This is a genomic window from uncultured Algibacter sp., assembly GCF_947487575.1.
Taxonomy (GTDB): Bacteria; Bacteroidota; Bacteroidia; order Flavobacteriales; family Flavobacteriaceae; genus Algibacter_B.
This window is the reverse complement of the sequence record NZ_CANKXG010000013.1, coordinates 44,974-66,791: the sequence shown is the minus strand read 5'-3', so window position 1 is coordinate 66,791 and position 21,818 is coordinate 44,974. Positions and strand designations below refer to the sequence as shown.

Annotated in this window: 21 protein-coding genes; 10 read left to right on the top strand and 11 right to left on the bottom strand. The window is 31.2% G+C overall.

Annotated elements, in window-relative coordinates; all coding sequences use genetic code 11:
- Positions 1-70: 70 nt before the first annotated feature.
- On the top strand, positions 71-1,828 hold the full coding sequence (locus Q0870_RS14010; protein WP_298556347.1) for an ABC transporter ATP-binding protein: 1,758 nt from the start codon (positions 71-73) through the stop codon (positions 1,826-1,828).
- A gap of 130 nt (positions 1,829-1,958) precedes the next feature.
- Positions 1,959-2,348 carry a PUR family DNA/RNA-binding protein gene (locus tag Q0870_RS14005; protein WP_298556346.1) on the top strand — a complete coding sequence of 130 codons (390 nt, stop codon included), beginning with the start codon at positions 1,959-1,961 and terminating at the stop codon, positions 2,346-2,348.
- A gap of 97 nt (positions 2,349-2,445) precedes the next feature.
- Here the strand turns inward: Q0870_RS14005 and Q0870_RS14000 are convergent, their stop codons facing one another.
- Complete coding sequence (locus Q0870_RS14000; protein ID WP_298556344.1) at positions 2,446-2,781, bottom strand: tRNA-binding protein; 336 nt, start codon at positions 2,779-2,781, stop codon at positions 2,446-2,448.
- A 46-nt stretch (positions 2,782-2,827) separates the two neighbouring features.
- On the opposite strand from Q0870_RS14000, the gene Q0870_RS13995 reads away from it, so the two are divergent.
- Positions 2,828-3,385 carry a thioredoxin family protein gene (locus Q0870_RS13995; protein WP_298556439.1) on the top strand — a complete coding sequence of 186 codons (558 nt, stop codon included), beginning with the start codon at positions 2,828-2,830 and terminating at the stop codon, positions 3,383-3,385.
- Here Q0870_RS13995 and Q0870_RS13990 read toward each other — a convergent pair.
- The 3 genes from Q0870_RS13990 to Q0870_RS13980 form a co-directional block, all read right to left on the bottom strand.
- Complete coding sequence (locus tag Q0870_RS13990; RefSeq protein ID WP_298556342.1) at positions 3,382-3,867, bottom strand: GNAT family N-acetyltransferase; 486 nt, start codon at positions 3,865-3,867, stop codon at positions 3,382-3,384. The two genes, Q0870_RS13995 and Q0870_RS13990, sit on opposite strands and share 4 nt — an antisense overlap.
- On the bottom strand, positions 3,868-4,413 hold the full coding sequence (locus Q0870_RS13985) for a YfiT family bacillithiol transferase (protein ID WP_298556340.1): 546 nt from the start codon (positions 4,411-4,413) through the stop codon (positions 3,868-3,870). It lies immediately after the preceding gene.
- Between the two features lie 604 nt (positions 4,414-5,017).
- Positions 5,018-5,950, bottom strand: coding sequence for a peptidylprolyl isomerase (locus Q0870_RS13980; protein WP_298556438.1), 933 nt, complete (start codon positions 5,948-5,950; stop codon positions 5,018-5,020).
- A gap of 184 nt (positions 5,951-6,134) precedes the next feature.
- Between Q0870_RS13980 and Q0870_RS13975 the strand changes: the two genes are divergently transcribed.
- Positions 6,135-6,572, top strand: a complete 438-nt coding sequence (locus tag Q0870_RS13975) for a hypothetical protein (RefSeq protein WP_298556339.1) — start codon at positions 6,135-6,137, stop codon at positions 6,570-6,572.
- 118 nt (positions 6,573-6,690) lie between these two features.
- A complete protein-coding gene (locus Q0870_RS13970) occupies positions 6,691-7,605 on the top strand; it encodes a sialate O-acetylesterase (protein ID WP_298556338.1) in 915 nt (304 codons plus the stop codon).
- 222 nt (positions 7,606-7,827) lie between these two features.
- Here Q0870_RS13970 and Q0870_RS13965 read toward each other — a convergent pair whose 3' ends face one another.
- Entirely contained in the window at positions 7,828-10,032 is a 2,205-nt protein-coding gene (locus tag Q0870_RS13965; RefSeq protein ID WP_298556337.1) for an ATP-dependent DNA helicase RecQ, read from the bottom strand.
- Between the two features lie 196 nt (positions 10,033-10,228).
- Between Q0870_RS13965 and Q0870_RS13960 the strand changes: the two genes are divergently transcribed.
- The 3 genes from Q0870_RS13960 to lptB all read left to right on the top strand — a co-directional run bounded on the left by Q0870_RS13960 (position 10,229) and on the right by lptB (position 13,041).
- Complete coding sequence (locus tag Q0870_RS13960) at positions 10,229-11,194, top strand: KpsF/GutQ family sugar-phosphate isomerase (RefSeq protein ID WP_298556335.1); 966 nt, start codon at positions 10,229-10,231, stop codon at positions 11,192-11,194.
- Positions 11,194-12,015 (top strand): twin-arginine translocase subunit TatC, encoded by an 822-nt coding sequence (gene tatC / locus Q0870_RS13955; RefSeq protein ID WP_298556334.1) that lies wholly within the window; start codon positions 11,194-11,196, stop codon positions 12,013-12,015. Before Q0870_RS13960 ends, tatC begins: the two co-directional genes overlap by 1 nt.
- 285 nt (positions 12,016-12,300) lie before the next feature.
- Positions 12,301-13,041 (top strand): LPS export ABC transporter ATP-binding protein, encoded by a 741-nt coding sequence (lptB, locus tag Q0870_RS13950; RefSeq protein ID WP_298556333.1) that lies wholly within the window; start codon positions 12,301-12,303, stop codon positions 13,039-13,041.
- 118 nt (positions 13,042-13,159) lie between these two features.
- On the opposite strand, the gene Q0870_RS13945 is transcribed toward lptB, so the two are convergent.
- Genes Q0870_RS13945 through Q0870_RS13935 form a run of 3 tightly spaced genes read right to left on the bottom strand, consistent with a single transcriptional unit; the run spans position 13,160 to position 15,619 of the window.
- Positions 13,160-13,993: a hypothetical protein gene (locus tag Q0870_RS13945; protein ID WP_298556332.1), complete on the bottom strand. Its 834-nt coding sequence runs from the start codon at positions 13,991-13,993 to the stop codon at positions 13,160-13,162.
- 56 nt (positions 13,994-14,049) lie between these two features.
- On the bottom strand, positions 14,050-14,865 hold the full coding sequence (locus tag Q0870_RS13940; protein ID WP_298556330.1) for a tellurium resistance protein TerC: 816 nt from the start codon (positions 14,863-14,865) through the stop codon (positions 14,050-14,052).
- Between the two features lie 10 nt (positions 14,866-14,875).
- Positions 14,876-15,619 carry a CDP-alcohol phosphatidyltransferase family protein gene (locus Q0870_RS13935; RefSeq protein WP_298556329.1) on the bottom strand — a complete coding sequence of 248 codons (744 nt, stop codon included), beginning with the start codon at positions 15,617-15,619 and terminating at the stop codon, positions 14,876-14,878.
- A 200-nt stretch (positions 15,620-15,819) separates the two neighbouring features.
- On the opposite strand from Q0870_RS13935, the gene Q0870_RS13930 reads away from it, so the two are divergent.
- Positions 15,820-16,803, top strand: a complete 984-nt coding sequence (locus tag Q0870_RS13930) for a PorV/PorQ family protein (protein ID WP_298556436.1) — start codon at positions 15,820-15,822, stop codon at positions 16,801-16,803.
- Positions 16,803-17,978, top strand: coding sequence for a DUF4105 domain-containing protein (locus Q0870_RS13925; protein ID WP_298556328.1), 1,176 nt, complete (start codon positions 16,803-16,805; stop codon positions 17,976-17,978). The genes Q0870_RS13930 and Q0870_RS13925 overlap by 1 nt, the downstream gene beginning before the upstream one ends.
- 17 nt (positions 17,979-17,995) lie before the next feature.
- Here the strand turns inward: Q0870_RS13925 and Q0870_RS13920 are convergent, their stop codons facing one another.
- Genes Q0870_RS13920 through Q0870_RS13910 form a run of 3 tightly spaced genes read right to left on the bottom strand, consistent with a single transcriptional unit; the run spans position 17,996 to position 21,806 of the window.
- Entirely contained in the window at positions 17,996-19,387 is a 1,392-nt protein-coding gene (locus Q0870_RS13920) for a sugar transferase (RefSeq protein ID WP_298556327.1), read from the bottom strand.
- 59 nt (positions 19,388-19,446) lie between these two features.
- Positions 19,447-20,460 (bottom strand): glycosyltransferase family 4 protein, encoded by a 1,014-nt coding sequence (locus Q0870_RS13915; RefSeq protein WP_298556326.1) that lies wholly within the window; start codon positions 20,458-20,460, stop codon positions 19,447-19,449.
- Entirely contained in the window at positions 20,457-21,806 is a 1,350-nt protein-coding gene (locus tag Q0870_RS13910; RefSeq protein ID WP_298556325.1) for an O-antigen ligase family protein, read from the bottom strand. The genes Q0870_RS13915 and Q0870_RS13910 overlap by 4 nt, the downstream gene beginning before the upstream one ends.
- Between the last annotated feature and the right edge of the window lie 12 nt (positions 21,807-21,818).

Sequence of the window (21,818 nt, the reverse complement as noted above, 5' to 3'; positions counted from 1 at the left end):
AGCTTAACCCATAAACTAAGTAATTTAGCATTATTACGTTATATTTGCTATCCTATTCCTATCTAGGTAAATGAAAGAATTAAGGCACCTCAATAAATACTTTTTTAAATATAGAACACATCTAATTATTGGTTCTATCATTACTGTAGTGGCACGTTTGTTTTTACTGTATACGCCACGTTATGTAAAAAAAATATTTGTAGCGATAGAGCGGTATTTTGAGAAATCTATAGACGAAAGCACCTTTAGGGCAGATTTATTAGAAGCCATTCTCTATATTATTGGTGCTGCAGTAATTGCTGCTATTCTTACTTTTTTTATGAGGCAAACCATCATAAATGTGTCTCGTTATATTGAATACGATTTAAAAAACGAAATTTATGCCCAATACCAAAAGCTCTCATTAAGGTTCTACAAACAAAATAGAACAGGTGATTTAATGAACCGTATTACAGAAGATGTAACAAGAGTTAGAATGTACGGTGGACCAGCCTTAATGTACAGCATTAACACACTTGCTCTTTTTGTGATAGTAATTATTTACATGATAAATGCCTCGCCAAAATTGACGCTATACACCATTGTACCGCTGCCTATTTTATCTGTTATTATTTATAAATTAAGTAAAGAAATCCATAAACGAAGTACTATTGTTCAAGAGTATTTATCGAAACTTTCGACTTTTACTCAAGAATCCTTTAGCGGTATTTCTGTAATTAAAGCTTACGGAATTGAGCCACAAACCTCAGCAAATTTTAAATCGCTTGCCGCAGAGAGTAAAGAAAAACAAATTAATCTAACTAAAATTCAGGCATGGTTTTTCCCGATGATGATATTACTTATAGGCACAAGTAACTTATTGGTTATCTACATTGGTGGCATGCAATACATAAATGGCGAAATTGAGAGTATTGGTACTATAGCAGAATTTATTATTTACGTAAACATGCTAACATGGCCTGTAGCTACGGTAGGTTGGGTAACTTCAATTGTACAACAAGCCGAAGCATCACAAAAACGAATTAATGAGTTTTTAAAAATTGAACCTGAAATTAAAAACAATGTAAATAATCATACTGAAATTACAGGCGATATTGTTTTCAAAAATGTATCCTTTACTTATCATGATACCAATATTATAGCCCTTAAAAATGTAAGTTTCCAAATTAATGAAGGTGAAACTCTTGCTATTCTGGGAAAAACTGGGTCAGGAAAATCTACTATTTTAGATTTAGTTGGAAGGCTTTACGATATTGATAAGGGTTCAATTAAAATTAATAGCACTGAAATTAACAGGCTAAACCTTAATGATTTGCGAAATAGTATTGGCTACGTACCACAAGATGCTTTTCTGTTTTCTGATACCATAAAAACCAATATTAAATTTGGAAAGCAAGATGCAACTGAGGATGATGTTATAGAAGCTGCCAAAAATGCACAAGTGCATAAAAACATCATTAAATTTAATAAAGGTTATGACACTGTTTTAGGAGAACGTGGTATTACACTTTCTGGCGGACAAAAACAACGTGTTTCAATTGCCAGGGCTATTATTAAAGCACCTAAAATATTATTGTTAGACGATTGCTTATCGGCTGTGGATACAGAAACTGAAGAGAAAATATTAAAAAACCTCAGTAAGATTTCAAAAGAAAAAACAGCCATTATTGTCAGTCATAGAGTGTCTTCAGCCAAAAATGCAGATAAAATAATTGTTTTAGACAATGGAAAAATTGTTCAAGAAGGAACGCATGAAAGCCTAATAAATTTAGATGGCTATTATAAGCACCTTTATTTGAAACAATTAAGTGAAACAACTTCCAATTAGAATAACAAAAAAAGTAGATTTTTTTAAATTAAATGCAATAAAATAGAATGTTATAAAAAGAAAATTTAAAATTTATTGGTTTATTTAGTTTTTTTTTAGATTTTTGATATTATAATTAGATAAATAAATTATGTACAACGGTAAGATGGAGCAAGAGGAAATTTTCTCGAAAGTATTAAGAGCAGGTAGAAGAACCTATTTTTTTGATGTAAGAGCTACAAAAGCTGAAGATTATTACTTAACTATAACGGAAAGTAAAAAATTCACTAACGACGATGGGTCTTTTCATTACAAAAAGCATAAAATATATATTTATAAAGAAGACTTTTCTGAATTTAAGGAGATTTTAGCAGAAATGACCGATTATATTATTAACGAAAAAGGAGATGAAGTAATAAGTGAACGTCATCAAAAAGATTTCAAAAAAGAATATGAAGATGATGGCTCTCGAGTTACTGAAGCAGATTTAAAAACTGAAAAAACTGAAAATTTTACAGATATTGATTTTGATGATATTTAATCTTCAAAAAGCACTAAATAGAAAAACCGCAATTTTAAGTTGCGGTTTTTTTTATCTCATTTTTTGATAATAAAAGTAAAAGACTCTTTTACATAAATTAATTTACAGATGTTCCATTTTTAACCTTACTCTCAGGGTTTAAAAGTATTACATCCTTACCATTAACAGCCCCCAACACTAAACATTCGCTCATAAATTTAGCAATTTGTTTTTTTGGAAAGTTTACCACCGCAACAATTTGTCTATTCAATAAATCTTCTTTTTTATAAAGTGTAGTTATTTGAGCAGAAGATTTTTTAATTCCCAAATCCCCAAAATCTATAGCAAGCTGATAGGCTGGGTTTCTAGCTTCAGGAAAATCATTTACCTCTAGAATAGTTCCTATGTGTAAATCAACTTTAGTAAAGTCATCGAAAGTAATAGTGGTATTCATTTTTTAAAAATACAAATTTTAACGAACTTTGAAGAAACTTATAATTATGGCAAGAACACCATCAAATATGCTTCCTTTAGGAACAGTAGCTCCAGATTTTTCTCTTTTAGATACAGTTTCTAATACAGCTTTAAGCTTAAATACCCTTAGAGGTGAACGTGGAACAGTTATCATGTTTATATGTAACCACTGCCCTTTTGTTATTCATGTAAATTCAGAGTTGGTTAATATGGCAAACGCTTATGCGGAAAAAGGTATAAGTTTTATTGCTATTTCTAGTAATGATGCTGTAAATTACCCGCAAGATTCACCAGAAAAAATGAAAGTACACGCTTTGAATGAGGGTTATCCTTTTCCTTACTTATATGATGAAACACAAGATACAGCAAAAGCTTATGATGCAGCTTGCACACCTGATTTTTATGTTTTTAATAATGATTTAAAACTTTCCTACAGAGGACAACTAGACGATTCTAGACCTGGAAATGGTATCTCACTATCAGGCAAAGATTTAAGATATGCTTTAGATTGTTTAATAAATGAAGAAGAAAATACAGAGTCACAAAAACCTAGTATTGGCTGTAATATTAAATGGAAGAACTAATTTAGTTTTAATTGCCAAAAACCAACATCTAACCAAGTATCAAATTTTCTCCCTACCTCTTTAAAATGAGACACTTGTTCAAAACCAAATTTCTCATGTAATTTTACGCTTGCCTCATTAGGCAATGTTAATCCGCCTAATACTACATGATAATTTTGGCTTTTTAGTATGTCCAAAAGTGCTTTGTACAGTTTTGATCCAATTTGCTTACCTCCATATCCGTTTTTAATATAAACAGTAGTTTCAACTGTTTGATTATATGCTGGTTTTGGTCGCCATTTACTTCCATAAGTATATCCTAATATCTCATCATTTTCTTCAAAAATTAAAAAAGGAAAATCTTTATCAATCCTCGTTAATTTTTCTTGAAAAATGATTAAAGTTAGAGGTTTTATATCAAATGTAATTACTGTATTTAAAACGTAATAATTATAAATATCAAGTAATTCCTCAGTATCTTTAATATGAAATGGCCTTATCATCTACAACCAACCTTTACGTTTCATTACGTTTTCAATGTGTGCATAATGATGATTACTGTGCCAGGCATAATTACCTACATTATAACTTAGCAATACTTCACTATTGGTTTCAGGGTGAATAAAGCTCTTCTTTAAATCATCTGTCGATAAAGATTTTAAAAGGTTTACTAATTTATAATGAATGGCTTTTAAATGCTCTATTGACATTTGTATTGGTGCCGTTTTACTATCGCTTAATTCTGCCCAATCTGCCTCATTATATGCTTTTATAAGGGGTTTATCTTCTGTTAATGCCCATTTAAAACGCGTGTAACTATGATGATGACTATCGGAAACATGATGAACCGTTTGCCTAATTGTCCATCCACCGGGTCTGTAAGGTGTATCTAACTGTTCTTTAGTAAGATGTTTTACAAGTGCCTCAAAACGAATTGGAAATTGCTCTAAAGTTATTATCCAGTCTTCAATATGTTGTTTGGAAATATCATGAGGACAATCAAACTGTCCAATAGGGTATTTTAGTTGTTCTAGTTCTGCAAGATTCACGAGGTTTAATTTTTTAAATGAACCTCTAAAATAAGTATTATTTACAATTAAGCAACCTCGGAAGTTCCTTTTTTAGCCCAATTAATTACAGAGTAAAGTGAATTAAAGTTTTTTATTTTATGATTAAAAAACTAGCTATGTACCATTGAATTAAGTTTTGCGCTTGGTCTATCTGAAACCACGTAATAACCCTTTTAGAAACTAACTATTTTTAAAGAATTTAAACCAATCCATAGCCCCTACCGCATAAAAATTAACACGATTAGATATGTAAATTATCGCTTCCATCTGTTCTTAAAAAGCAGGCGAAATCTTACACTATTTGACTAGCGTGTCCTCTCCAATTAAAATTAACACCAATTTTTATATTTCAGAGACTATAAAACCATCAAAAATAAAGATACCTCCAAAAGAATAATTAAGTTCTTTTAGCAATATTTCTGAATTCAAATATGCATCCCTAACACTAATCATCACGCAAAAATAATTTACCAGACCAATTACTAAAACAAATTCGACCAACAAATTAATTAAATGCTATACTACTGGATATTACAAAAAAAGCACTCTATTCAGAGTGCTTTTTAAATATATTTAAAAACTATTATTTCACATCCATTAACTCTACATCAAAAACAAGTGTAGCATCTGGCGGAATAACACCACCTGCACCAGCACTTCCGTAGCCTAAATGACTTGGAATCACTAAACGTGCCTTATCGCCTACTTTTAATAAGCTTATACCTTCATCCCAACCTGGAATAACTTGGCCAACACCTAAAGGAAAATCGATAGGTTCGTTACGTTTGTATGAAGAATCAAAAACAGTACCATCAGATAATTGTCCTTTATAGTGAACAGAAACAGTTTGTCCCTTTTCTGCTTTTACCCCATTACCTTCTTGAATAATTTGATAACGTAAACCGCTATCTGTTTTATCAAAACCAGTTGCTAACTTATCTAATTCTGCTTCTGCTACAGCTTTAATTTCTGCTAATCTTTTTTCTCTTGAACCTTCAAATGTTCTGAATGCTTCAATAGCGTTATAGGCCTCTGCATCAGCACCTACACGAACAATTTCTAGAGTTTCAATAATATCTCCTTGTGCAATAGCATCTACAACCTCTTGTCCATGTTCTACCTTTCCAAAAACGGTATGTTTATTATCTAACCAAGCAGTTTCAACGTGCGTTATAAAAAACTGACTTCCATTTGTTCCTGGTCCTGCATTTGCCATAGATAAAACTCCTGGGCCATCATGTTTTAATTCTGGATGAAACTCATCATCAAACTGATATCCAGGATTTCCTGACCCTGAACCTTGCGGGCATCCTCCTTGAACCATAAAATCCGGAATAACTCTATGAAATTTTAAACCATTATAATATGGCGTGCCTTGAGGTTTTACTTTGTTTTCTAAATTTCCTTCTGCTAAAGCAACAAAATTCCCCACAGTCCCTGGTGTTTTTTTGTACTCTAAAGCAACAAGAATTTCTCCTTTTGTTGTATTAAATTTTGCGTATAATCCGTCTTGCATTGTTCTATTTTTATTTGAAGGTGCAAATATATGAAACATACATAACTAAAAGTTAATACTTAAGCAAAATCCTAAAATGCACGTAACATGTGTCCTTTTATGAGAATAAATACAATAACATAATTTACTATTATAGTTTTGCGCATTATAATTTTAATTCTAGTTTTACAAAAACGATTATAAGATGAAATTTGGTTTAAATAAAATTCGTGCTGTATTTGGTGATAAACAAAGTATGAAACAAACTCAAGTTGAGAATCAAATAGATGATATTATTAAATCTATTGATGAAGAGGCTTTTGCTATTTCTGAACAAAATGTTTTATTTGGAAGAACTTCCGAACTTGGAGGCTACTATTATGCAATTACTATAATTGTAGGGAGTTTTAAAATTAAAACCAACAAAGGCGCAAAACTTGTCTTAAAGGGACATAATTTTGATTTAACATTAAACTCGGATATGGATGAGTTTGAATCAAACCACTCTAATGCTTCTAAAAGACACATTACCAGAATAGATTTCCAAATTGAAAAGAAAGATGTAGCTAAGTTTGATAAAAAAAAGATTACATCTTTAACTTTGAGTGTTAAAAAGCAAGAGGTTGTTTTTAAGACACTATAGATTGAATATTTTAATTTACCATTTAATTGGCTCTATCAAAAAAATGATAATTTATGCAACATCTAACACAAATAGTAAAACAATTTACTATTCTCAAAATACTGGTAATTAAATAATTATGAATCGAATAATATTAATATTTACCATATTACTTTTTCCTTTGGTTACTTTTAGTCAAAAAATAGAAAAAGATTCAATTAGACTTTTCTATTTAGGTGGTCAATCAAATATGGATGGTTTTGGTATGAATTCTGAATTACCAGATTCTATTAACGTTAATTTTAAAAATGTATGGATTTTTCATGGCAACCCTGCACCCGACAACACCAAAAACGGTGGATTAGGAAAATGGAGTAAACTCAAACCAGGACATGGATATGGTTTTTCTTATGATGGGAAGAAAAATAATTTATCTGAACGATTTGGTATAGAAATGTCTTTTTCAAAAAAACTTCAGGAATACTATCCAAATGAGAAAATTGCTATAATCAAATATTCTAGATCTGGAACATCTATTGACAGTTTAGCTGCTAGACAATTTGGTTCTTGGGATCCTGATTATAAGGGTGCTAAGGGAATAAACCAATATGACCATTTTTTAAGTACAATAAAAAATGCATTTAATGATATTGATATTGATAATAATGGTATTGAAGATTATTTAATTCCTTCTGGAATATTGTGGATGCAAGGTGAAAGCGATGCTGCTTTTTCAGAAAAAGTTGCCAATCGATATTATGACAATTTAAATCGCTTAATGAGTTTAATTCGTGCAGCGCTCTTTAAGAATGATATACCTGTAGTTATCGGTAAAATATCAGATTCATGGGATAGTACTGATAGTAAGGTTTATAAATATGGAGAATTGGTTCAATATGCTCAAGAGAAATATGCACGTACAGATAAAAATGCTGAAATTGTAAGGCATACTAGATACTACAAATATTCTGACACTTGGCATTATGACAATGATGGTTTCTTAGATTTAGGATTAAAGTTTGCAGAAGCTATTTATAGATTAAATGAAGAATAAACTTTGATATAATAAAGCAAGTAATCACTTCTTAAATATAGCATAAAATTTAGCAAATAATCACGTTTAAGAGCAACAGCATCCTTGTGTTTTAATTAATAAACAAAATAAGATAGGTATACCAATAACTTAATAAATGAATTTCTGCCTACGCAGGAATGATAGAAACAAAAGATATAGCGAAAAGCCTGATTCTTATGGTAAAGCTAGAATATTTAAAACTTAGTTAGCAACTTCACTAATAAACTTTATACGATATAATCGAAGTTCTTCATCATCATAATCGCCATCAAACTCATCAATAGCTTCATCAATATCATCTGTTTCAGATTCCATAAAATAATCATGGATTTCTTCTTGTTGATCCTCATCTAAAATATCGTTAAGCCAATAATCAATATTTAACTTAGTGCCAGAATATACAATAACTTCCATCTCTTTTATAAAATCTGGCATAGACATTCCTTTGGAAGAAGCAATATCATCTAACGGTAATTTTCTATCTACATTTTGGATGATATATAGTTTATTTGCTGAATTACTACCTGTTGATTTTACAACTAAATCGTCTGGACGAACAATATCGTTTTCTTGAACATACTTTTCTATAAGTGCAACAAAATCTTTACCATATTTTTTAGCTTTACCCTCGCCAACACCATGAACATTAGATAATTCTGATAAATTAACTGGATACTTTAACGCCATATCTTCTAAGGAAGGGTCTTGAAAAATAACAAAAGGTGGGACACCTAGTTTTTTTGCACTTCTTTTCCTTAAATCTTTTAACATACCCATTAAAATTGGGTCTGCGACTGCTCCAGTTCCTTTTTCAGCGGTAATAATAGTACCATCTTCTTGTTCGCCTTCAAATATATGATCCTCTGTCATCATGAAAGACTGTGGTTTTTTAATGAATTCTTTACCTGCATCTTGCAGTTTTATGATACCATAAGTTTCAATATCTTTTTTAAGAAAACCTGCCACTAGTACTTGCCTTAACAAGGCCATCCAGTATTTATTGTCTTTTTGTTTTCCGTTTCCAAAAAAGGGTTGTTCGTTTGTTTTATGGGAGTTTATTAAAGCATTTTCTTTCCCTATTAAAACATTAACTAAGTCTTTGGATTTGTATTTTTCGTTAGTATTATCTATAGTTTCAAGAAGTATTTTCACCTCATCTTTTGCTTCTACTCTCTTTTTCGGATGCCGCACATTATCATCCATATCGCCACCTTCACCAGTTTCAGTATCAAACGCTTCACCAAAATAATGCAGGATAAATTTTCTTCTAGAAATAGATGTTTCCGCGAAAGCGACAACTTCTTGAAGTAATGCTTGCCCTATTTCTTGTTCTGCAACAGGCTTACCAGACATAAATTTTTCTAGCTTTTCGATGTCTTTATAGGCATAGTATGCTAAACAATGGCCCTCACCTCCATCTCGTCCTGCACGTCCGGTCTCTTGGTAATAGCTTTCTATACTTTTAGGAATATCATGATGAATTACAAAACGCACATCGGGTTTATCTATTCCCATACCAAATGCAATAGTTGCTACCACCACATCTACATCTTCCATTAAAAATTTATCTTGATGACTAGAGCGCGTTTTAGCATCTAATCCTGCATGATAAGGCACCGCATTTATTCCATTTACTTGAAGTACCTGTGCTAACTCTTCAACACGTTTTCTACTTAAACAATAAACTATGCCTGATTTTCCATCATTCTGTTTTATGAAACGAATAATGTCGACATCTACATTTTTTGTTTTTGGTCTCACTTCATAATATAAGTTAGGTCTGTTAAATGAGGCTTTAAAAGTAGTTGCATCACCTATACCTAAATTCTTAATTATATCTTCTTGTACTTTCGGTGTTGCTGTAGCTGTTAGCCCAATAATTGGTATATTATCTCCTATCCTTTTTATAATATGACGTAGGTTTCTATATTCTGGCCTAAAATCATGTCCCCATTCACTTATACAATGCGCCTCATCAATGGCCATGAACGATATTTTCACGGTTCTTAAAAACTCAACATTCTCTTCTTTAGTAAGCGACTCTGGAGCTACATATAGTAATTTTGTAATACCGTTTACTATATCCTCCTTAACTTGCTTTATCTCGGTTTTATTTAGAGAAGAGTTTAGCACATGTGCCACACCATTTTCTTTTGAAACGCCCCTTATAGCGTCCACTTGGTTTTTCATTAACGCTATAAGTGGAGAAACCACAATGGCTGTACCTTCTTCCATTAATGCTGGTAATTGGTAACATAATGATTTACCCCCGCCTGTTGGCATTATTACAAATGTATGTTTTCCTGCTAATAAACTTTCTATAACACTTTCTTGAAGTCCTTTGAATTTACTAAATCCAAAATATTTTTTTAAAGCAGCATGCAAGTCACTTTTTGATATTGACATGAATTGTATAAAATTATTTTTTGATTATATCTCTAAGAGAGCAGAAATTATGATTAGTTAATTTCATAAAGCATTTAGAGAACCCTCATATTTTTTTCGTTAGTTTTGTAACTAATTTTCAAATTACAACAAATTTCAATTTGATTAACACTAAAGATAACAAAATCTTTAAACATCAACTCAAAAATAACAAATTTTGAAAAACAAAAGTTCTATTATTGATACTGCAAGGCATACTATCGAAATGGAAAGCAAAGCCATTTTAAACTTATCGAGTTTAATTACAGACGATTTTGCAGAGGCTACCCAACTCATTTACAACTCAAAAGGGCGTGTTATAATTACTGGTATTGGTAAAAGTGCCATTATTGCAAACAAAATTGTATCTACTCTAAATTCTACTGGAACACCCGCTATTTTCATGCATGCTGCAGATGCTATTCATGGTGATTTAGGACTTATTCTTAAAGATGATGTTGTCATTTTTTTATCAAAAAGCGGAAACACCCCAGAGGTAAAAGTACTTGTTCCGCTTATAAAAAGCGCAAAAAATAAAATGATTGCCATAACAGGAAACATAGAGTCCTTTATAGGACAACATGCAGATTATGTTTTAAACACTTATGTTGAAAAAGAAGCTTGCCCAAATAACTTGGCGCCAACAACAAGTACAACAGCCCAACTTGTTATTGGAGATGCTCTTGCGGTTTGCTTGTTAGAGTTAAGAGGTTTTTCCAGCAACGATTTTGCTAAATATCACCCAGGTGGCGCCTTAGGAAAAAAATTATATTTACGTGTTAAAGATATATCTTCAGTAAACGAAAAACCAAAAGTAACGCCTACAACAAATATTAAAGATATTATTGTAGAAATCACAGAGAAAATGCTTGGGGTTACTGCAGTTGTAGAAAATGATGTTATTGTTGGTATTATTACCGATGGTGATTTACGTAGAATGTTAACCAAAGTGGATAGTTTTTCTGGCTTAACAGCAAAAGACATTATGGGTAAAAATCCAAGACGCATAGAGGCTGAAGCAATGGCTATTGATGCATTAGAGGTTATGGAAACAAACGAAATTTCTCAGTTATTAGTTGAAGAAAATGGTAAATATGCAGGTATTGTACATTTACACGATTTAATAAAAGAAGGCATTATATAATGGCTAAAAAAAATATTAATGAGATGTCTTTTTTAGACCATCTTGAAGATTTACGCTGGCACTTAATTCGAATAATAACTGCAGTTATTATTGTAGCTACATTAGTTTTTATTTTCAGCCGTTTTGTGTTTGATCAAATTATTTTCGCCCCGCTAAATATGGGTTTCCCAACCTATAACATACTCTGCCAAACCGCAAAATTAATTGGTGTAGACACCACATTTTGTGCCGAAGAAATGCCAATGATTTTACAAAACCGAACCATGGCAGGTCAATTCTCAGCAGATATCTGGACAGCCATTTTAGGTGGTTTCATCATCTCTTTTCCTTACGTAATTTATCAGTTATGGAAATTTATTAGTCCAGGTTTACACAGTAATGAGCGTAAACATTCTCGCGGTTTTATAATAATTTCATCTATGCTATTCTTTATTGGTGTGCTTTTCGGCTACTATATTATAACCCCATTATCTTTAAACTTTTTAGCCAATTATAGTATTTCTACAAGAGTAGATAATCAAATAGATATCAGTTCATACATTGCATTAGTGCGCTCATCCGCACTAGCATCAGGATTAATTTTCGAACTACCTATCATCATCTATTTCTTAACAAAAATTGGTTTAGTAACCCCAGAAATTTTAAGAAAATACAGAAAATACGCCCTTGTTATTGTATTAATTTTATCAGCAATTATAACACCTCCAGATATTACAAGTCAAGTTATAGTAGCCATCCCCATTATAATTTTATACCAAGTAAGTATTTATATTTCTAAAATCGTCATCAGAAATCAAAAGAAAAAAGAAAAACGAGCCTAATATTATTTTACAAATTAATTTTGGGCGTTACCATTTATAATCCTTTAAGGTTTCTAAAAACCTTAAAGGATTATAAATGGTCGGGCTTTCACTACTCAATCCCTCCTTCGTCGGGGATTTCAAACATGCCGTTCAATCCCTAACGCACATATCCGCCAACTAAAAACCTATCATAAATTAGCACTAACTCTAAAATCAAGTCTATTTAACAATTAAAAAGGTTAATAAAGCGTTATACCACAGTAACAATTTCCACAATTAATTAAAATTTCCGTAATTGCACCCATGATTCTAAGAGCAGAAAATTTAATGAAGTCCTACAGCGGACGAAAAGTAGTAAAAGGTGTTTCTCTTGAAGTAAATCAAGGGGAAATTGTTGGATTATTAGGACCAAACGGTGCTGGTAAAACAACCTCTTTCTACATGATAGTAGGCTTAATTAAGCCCAATGGTGGTCATATTTTTCTTGATAATACCGAAATTACCAAATACCCTATGTACAAACGTGCACAAAACGGTATTGGCTACTTAGCACAAGAAGCTTCTGTTTTTAGAAAACTCAGTATAGAAGATAATATTCTAAGTGTACTCCAACTTACAAAATTGAGTAAAAAAGAGCAAAACATGAAAATGGAATCGCTTATTGAAGAGTTTAGCTTAGGGCATATTCGTAAAAGTCGTGGCGATTTATTATCTGGTGGAGAGCGCCGTAGAACAGAAATTGCGCGTGCCTTAGCTACCGACCCTAATTTTATTCTATTAGATGAGCCTTTTGCAGGTGTAGACCCTGTTGCTGTTGAGGATATTCAGCGTATTGTAGCGCAACTTACTAAAAAGAATATTGGCATTCTTATTACCGATCATAACGTACAAGAAACACTTGCTATCACAGACAGAACTTACTTAATGTTTGAAGGTGGTATTTTAAAGCATGGTGTTCCTGAAGAACTTGCAGCCGATGATATGGTACGAAAAGTATATTTAGGACAGAATTTCGAATTACGTAAAAAGAAGATTAGGGATTAGAAGCCTTAGGCATATTTTATTATTTTTACTATTCACAATTAACATTGCTTATAACTAATATAAAAGCAGAATTCACATAAATTCCTAGAAACATTACACCACACCTCTTATCCCTTTACTAATCATCCTGAATTTGTGCAGATTTATAATCATTATTAGTAGCTAAGCCATTTGTTGATTTAGAAATATAACTAAACCAACCATTAAATCTCCTAATAACTTCTTGCCCCCCAAATTCATCATTTTTATCATATTCAAAATATTCTGTTCCACCTCCTCGAATAGTCATCTTACCGTGATAATTTTCCCAAAAAGCATATGTTACAAACAAATAATTATCATTAACTAAAAAACCTAACATATTAGGCATGTGGCTATAGTGATGCAATCTAATTTCTGAGCCAGAAATTGAAACATCGGAAATATATCCTGAAGCATTTTTAATTGAGTTAGAAATATTCTCTACTTCTCCAAATCGTTCATATATACCTGAGTTATCTTTTTGGACTTCAGGATTCAATAACCCTACATCAATGGTAAATTTGGTTCTATTCGAAACTAATGAATTTGGGTTGTTTTCATCAATAAGCTTTGATAATACATTATTCCAACCATTTCTACCTGCAACTCCAATATATTTTATATTAACGCTTTTTTCTTTTTGAATGATTGATTCAATCTTTTTATGCAATTCACCTGAAGCCATCAAATTCAAACCTTTATCTTCTTTAATAATTTTCTCATACATCTCAAACATCATTTGCATCAAAATAAGAGATAAAAAAATCAGCATAACTACTTGTACAGCACGCTTATCTTCATCTTTCAAAAATTCTACAATAGGAGATTCCAATAGTACAGCTATAAACATAATAATATATGCAATAGGCCTTTTTGCTATTTTATAACCTTCTTTAAGACGGTGAATCCATGTGATTTTTGCATCTGCCATTATTATTTATTTTTAATGAAGTTATTAGATGTTTAATTGTAAATATAAAAAATAAATTACTTTTTATAATTTTTACTTACATTCTGCTCAGTCAACAACTTCTTCTGATAGCGTCCTTGAACCACATCAACAATCACTAAAACTACAATAACAAAATAGAACGTTGTTTTACTCATTGGTACAATCTCGTTACCAAATATTTTTAAATGTGCTAAATGCCCACCTTCGGTTACTAGCATAATTCCAACAATAAAAAGTATAAATAACCCTAATACTTCATACATTCTGTTTTTAGCCAGAAATACAGAGATTTTATCTGCTAACACCAACATTAACAAACCGCTAAATACAATAGCTATTGCCATAATAATAAATGCTGTTGTTGAGTTTTCAATAGAACTAGTAAGACCAATAGCAGCTAAAATAGAATCAAAAGAAAAAACCAAATTCATAATAACAATACTAGTAACAACCGCATTCGGGGATTTAGTTCGTTTTGAATCTCCTTCAACATCATGACTTAAATCTTTTGTAGAAATCATATGCCAAATTTCTTTAATCGCTGTATAAATAATAAATCCGCCTCCAGCAAGAACTATTAAACTGTGCCCGTTAAATGCAAATTTCAAAACATCATCAATACCTCCTGTTAACCAAGAAAATGGTGTTTGAAAATAACCAATAACAGAAACTAAAATAAAAAGCAAAGCAATTCTTAAGCCTATAGCTATAAGAATACCAACTTTTCGAACTCTTTTTTGATCTGAATCAGGAGCCTTTTTACTTTCTAAAGAAATATATAGGAGGTTATCAAACCCTAAAACAGCTTGTAAAAGTACTAACATTAATAAGGTAAAAATGTTTTCTAACATGAGTAAAAATTTATTTTGAAGTTAAATTATCTAAAACAGACATGATTATATAAAGTAATATTATAGCTGGTATTGCAGCAAATTGTAAAACTATAAGCAATACTAAACATAAAATAATAAAGATATAACGGGTTGCATTTCCTTTAAAGCTGTAATCTTTAAACTTTAAAGCAAACAACTTAATACCTGAATTGAGCAAATAACAGCTTAAAAGCGTAAGCCCAATTAAAAACCATTTATTTAGAATAATTGTGTTAATAGCATCACTATTTTGAAATTCTATAATTAAAGGCAATGAAATAATTAATAAGGTATTTGCAGGAGTTGGCAAGCCTTTAAAGAAACTTTGCTGATCTTCGTCTATATTAAACTTTGCTAGCCTATAAGCAGAAGCTAGAGTTATTAGTAAACCCATTAATGGCAAAATTGCTATTTTGAATCCTTCAAATCCCACGATAGAATCCCAATCATTTGATATTTCAGGCATATCCACTGTTAAACTCAAAAGTTTGTACATAAAAATACCTGGAACTAATCCGCTAGTTACCATATCTGCAAGCGAATCTAATTGCAAACCCAATTCACTTTGAACATTTAGCTTTCTAGCTGCAAAACCATCAAAAAAATCAAAAAATATACCCAGAAACACAAATAAAGCTGCAGAAACAAAATGACTATTAACTGCAAGAATCACAGCTATACTTCCGCATAATAAGTTTAAAAGCGTAAGTGCATTAGGTATATGTTTTTTCATATTAATGTATTTTAATTTTGTAAAAATAACAAACAAATTGAGTCTAAAGCAATATCTATTATATTTTGAAGTTTTAAAGAATGTAAATTATGTGCATCTTTGTAAAAAAATTGCGATTGAGACTTTACATCACCACATTATTTTGTGTTTTATCTGCTTCTTTATTTAGTCAAACTGTTAGGAAATACTCCAATGAGTTTATGAATATTGGTGTGGATGCTGCTGCATTGGGAATGAGTAGTGCAGTCACCTCTCACACATCCGACGTAAATTCGGGGTATTGGAACCCTGCTGGTCTTTTAAAACTCGAAGACAACCAATTATCTTTGATGCATTCCAGTTATTTCGCAAATATTGCTAATTATGATTATGCAGCTTTTGCAATGCCTTTAGATAACAGAAGTGCGGTTGGTATTTCGCTAATTCGTTTTGCTGTTGATGACATATTAAACACCACGCAACTTATTGATGCAGAAGGCAATATTAATTACGATAGAATCAGTTTATTTTCTGCTGCAGATTACGGTTTAACATTTTCTTACGCTCGAGCATTACCCCTAAATGGTCTTAATTATGGAATAAATGCAAAAGTTATCCGAAGAATTATTGGTGATTTTGCTTCCTCTTGGGGTTTTGGTTTAGATCTTGGAATTCAGTTTGAAACCAATAATGATTGGAAGTTTGGTATTATGGCCAGAGATATAACCACTACGTTTAATGCCTGGGCCATTGATGAAGATGAGTTTGCAACTATTAGTAATGCGGTTGAAGGCCAGAACCAAGAATTGCCAGAAAGTACTGAAATTACTATTCCTAAATTACAAATTGGAATTTCAAAGCTAGTTGATTTTAATGTTGATTATACACTCTTAACATCGGTTAACTTAAATGTTCGGTTTGAAGAAAATAACGATCTCATTTCAACATCATTTGCCAGTATAAATCCAGCATTAGGGTTCGAATTTGGTTATATTGATATGGTATATTTAAGAGGGGGACTTGGAAATTTTCAAAACGAAGAACAATTTGACGAAGAACAATTAACATTTCAACCTAGTTTTGGCTTAGGTTTTAAATACAACGGTATTCAAATTGATTATGCGTTTACCGATATTGGAGACCAAAGTGGTGCACTCTATTCCAATGTGTTTTCACTAAAGCTTGATTTTAGTATATTTAGATAATGAAGCACAATTTTACACTTTTTATACTTCTTTTTTTTCTTGTTGACATCTCCTTTGCTCAACAAAACCAATTAACTTCTCAAGCTGAGATTAGCGTGCTCACAGTTGGCCCTGGGAATTCGTTAAATGATGCTTTTGGCCATAGTGCTTTTAGGATTAGAGATACGAATAACGGACTAGATGTGGTTTATGGTTATGGCGAATACGATTTTGACGCCCCAAATTTCTATCTAAAATTTGCGCAAGGAAAACTTAATTACCTTATAAATAAAACTGATTTTAAGAGATTTTATCAAGTTTACAACTACTACAATAGAAGTATTAAAGAGCAAGTTTTAAATTTATCACAATCCCAAAAACAAAACCTTTATGATTATTTAATAAACAATTATAAACCTGAAAATAGACGCTATTTATACGAGTTTTTTTATGATAATTGTGCCACAAAAATTAAAGATGTAATTAATATTACGTCAAACAATACGACCACTTTTAATACTCCAAATAATTTTAAAGATGCTACGTTCAGAACTTTAATTCAAAACAATTTGAATAGAAATTCTTGGGGAAGTTTAGGTATTGATTTAGCACTTGGCTCGGTAATTGACAAAAAAGCAACTCCCGAAAACCATATGTTTTTACCTAAAAACATATATAGTTTTTTTGAAAATGCTACGATTGGAGACAGCAAAAAACCTTTAGTAAAACTAAATCAAACTATATATTCTAAAAAGGAAACGCCTATAGCCAGTCAATTTTTATTAAGTCCACTTTTTATCTTGGGAGTCATCGGTTTGTTAATCATTTACATTACATACAATGACTCAAAAAAAGGAAAACATACCAAATGGTTAGATATAGCACTTTTTTCAATAACAGGCTTAATAGGTGTATTTATATTATTGTTATGGTTTGCTACAGATCATACAGGAACCCACCAAAACTACAATCTGCTTTGGGCTTTTGCACTTAATATTTTAGTTATTGGTCAATTTTTTAGAAAAGAGGTAAGTGCTTGGTTTGTAAAGTATATTAAGTTATTAATAATTTTTCTTTGTCTTTTAACACTACATTGGTTAATAGGAGTTCAAGTTTTTGCTATTGGTTTAACCCCATTACTTATCGCCTTATTTTTCAGGTATATCTTTTTAGTGAAACATTTCAACAAACAGTAAATTGGATTACGAAATTTTTATTGCCCTCTAAAAAAGATAATAGTACTCAAAGTCTTTATCAAGATATTCATATCTAGAAAAAAGCTCCTATGCTTAATATAATATAAATCATATTGCAGTTTAAGTAAACTGTCATCAATTGAGGCAGCATATCTTGTTTTTACCTGTGCCCAACCTGTAAGTCCAGGTTTAACAATATGCCTTGTTTCATAAAACGGAAGCATTCCTGAAAGTTCTTTTACAAAAAATGGCCGTTCTGGTCTAGGGCCAATCAAACTCATTTCACTTTTTAATATATTTATAAATTGAGGAATTTCATCTAATCTTGAATGTCTTAAAAATTTACCAAAAGGTGTTACTCTTGCATCTCCTTTTTTTGCCCAAACCGCACCAGATTGCTCAGCATTCTTAATCATAGTTCGAAACTTAATAATCTTAAAAACCTTACCATTTTTACCTATTCTATCTTGAGAATAGAATAAAGGCCCTCTATTACCAATAAGGTTACCTAATAAAATAATTGGTGATAATACAACTCCAATAATAACTCCTACTAACGATATTAAAACATCAAAAACACGATGAAAAAACAAGTATAGCTTATTCTGGTTACTTCTGCTAAAGGGAAAATATTTATAAAAATCTTTACCAACAAACTGAACTGGTACCCGCTGGGTCATCCCCTCATATACTTGTGTATATTCATTAATTGGAAACCCTTCTTCAAGTAATTTTATCAATGTATAGTAAATTTCAGAAGTAATGTTTTCTGAATTATAACTAGCTACAACTATTTCAGATAAATTTTCCTTTTTTATAATCTCTCTAATCTGTTTAGGACCATACTCAGGAATGGCATTATACTTAACAGCTGCAATTTTATCAACTTCGCAATTAATAAAACCAACAATTTTATAATTAGGGTCTGAGCTTTTAAAAGCGTCAACAATAGTTTCAATGTTTGATGTTTCACCAATAATTAAAACTTTTTTATAGAATCTAGGAGAGACAATAAAACTTATATATGCCATTCTCCAAATAAACAGAGCAATAAGAATTGCAAAATAAAAGAAAAGGATTTGCAGCCTATTATCAGGCAACTCTGGTGTTAAAAATGGTGTTAAAAGATAGAATAAAACGGTTGTAGAAACGGTAAAAACAATTCCTGTAGCTATCCTTTCAATTTTACTTGCTTTTTGCAAATCATACAATTCAAAAACAGTGCCGAATATAGAAACGTAAAGAATAAGGACTAATGCCCACGCCCACTTATCTTTTGTTAATGTAAAATAATCAAAATCAAATGTATTACTAATAAAATATAGCACAAACAATATTGATAAAATATCAAAAATACGCAAGAGTATTTTACGCTCTGATATATTAAAATGGATGCTACTTTTAGACATTTTCAAGGAGGTAATAGAGAGACTATAAATATAACAAGTAAAATTCTATTAAGAGTTAATTATTTCAATACTTTAATCCACTGTTTTTTAACAATTTCCCAATCAAGCTTTTCGGTATTCAGTCGTGCTTCTTGTATTATGTTTTGAGCATAATCTTCAGAACTCGATAATTTCTTAATTGATTCAACAAAAGCTTCTGAAGAATTTGGTTTTACTAAAATCCCACTTTTATCGTTTTCAATTAAAAAAGGCATCCCCCCAACGTTTGTAGAAATTACAGGCAACCCCAAAGCCATTGCCTCGATAACACTCACTGGCATATTATCAAAATTTGTTGTATTAATGAAAATATTATACTCCTTTGAAAGCTCAATCCATTCTTTTTTTGACAATTTTCCAGTAAAACGAACATCAACATCCAATTTATCAGCATACTTCTTAGCGTCTTGTAAAGTTCCATCATTATCTGGACCAACCATGCAAAGTTTAACCTTAATGTATTCATTTTCAAAAGCCTTCATAACATCAATTGCTAATAAAGGGTTATAAATTTTCGAAAAAGAACGCACCCAAAGCAACTTGATACTATCAAAAGTTCTTTCCTTAAAAGGATAATTTTTTAGTTCTATTGAATTTGGTATGTTTATAACATTATTGAATCCAGAAGCTTCAAATTTAGATTTAATAAACATTGAAGGTGCTACATTTATATATGCATTATTGAATATAGATTTAGATAAATTAGAAGATGACTTAAGTCTTTCAGGCAGATTTCCTCCATGTAGAATTGGCAAATACTTCAATTTTAGAACTTGACATAATTGACTCACAAAAAAAGCATAATAGAAGTTGAGTGTACTATAGGTATCAATAAGAACATAATCGGCTTTTTTTCTATATTTAAAGCACGTCCACAACATACTTACCAATCTAACAACTCTATTTTCACTTTTAGATGCAGAATAAACTGTATAACCCGCCTTAACTAATAAAGGGGCTAACACATCAATAGATGATAAATTAGCACGTTTACTAACCCCAGATTTATTACCAATATATATTAAGGTTTTCAATGACTTATTAAAGTTGATTGTTTTTTATTTTTGAATTGTTGTACTTTTTTAACACGATTAGTTTTGTACTGAATATCTAATAAACAAAGACCATATACAAATGCTGGCGCCGCAATACGCATTGATGAGTGATTTATAGTTAAAAACCAGAAAATGTAACAGGAATAAAAAAAGAAATTAGATTTATTACCTATCCTCAAAAACAAAGGTGTTAGTAATAAAATTAAAATAGCTGTTAACCCAAATAGGCCATGTTCTGATAAGATACGACTCATTTCATTATGAGAAGCCACCGTAACACCTTCTCTTTTTAGTCTTAATTCTTTTATTTTACCTACACCTACACCTACTATTGGGTTTTTAAAAAACTCTTCCAATTCAAAAAAGATTAAATCTGATCGTCCAGTAGAAACATCAGCCTTTTCCCGGCCTATTGCATCTTTGTTAGCATATCTGTTTTCAATTAATCCGCTAGTTTGAATGGATGAAAACAGCCATATTAACAACCCTAAACCTGCAAAAACAATTACTAATCGACTAATTCTAAACTTGCCTTTTTTATTCACTCTCTTGAAATAAAAATAAATAAACACTGCAATCATAAATAACGCAGTTATCACCCCCCCTCTACTGAATGTAACTATACCTCTAAAACTCATTACTGCTAATAAAAACCCATTAACCAATTTAAAAAATAAAGTCGGAGAAAGCATAAAAAAACGTATTGAAAACACAAACATACCTAACCCTAGTACAGTCGATACTTGGTTTGGCCCAAAACCCCCTGAGGCAGCAAAATTTGAACCTGTACCTGTGATTACCTCTTGAAGATCTGGTGTATAAAGAAACAAATATGTTGTAATTGATATCATTGGCAAAGCCATATTCAATAGCACTTTATGAATATTTTCATAATTTATTTTAAGTTTATAACAAAAAATAGAGACAATACCTAAACAGACTGGTCCACTTAAATTAAATGCTATGGCTTTTCTTAATTCAGTTTCTTCAGTTGCGCTAAATCCAGCAACGAATATGCCTGGGATAAGCAAAAGAACATAGACTACAAAAGGGATAGCTACCTTACTTGACTTAACAGTAAAGAGTCCTACCAATGTAAACAAAATAACCAAATACTTTGAAGTTTCGTATAAAAGACTGCCACCTGTCATTCTTAAAAACACCTCTGCACCAACCACATAACTGCAAGCCATCAAAACTTTTAAAGCCTTTTCGGATGGTTTTGCTTTTAAAATTTGAATTATAAAATAAATAAAAATGGCTATTAAATATACTTTTGACAGCGCTCTAAAATTAAAAATACTAAAGCCTATTAAAATGTGCAAAAAAATATTCTT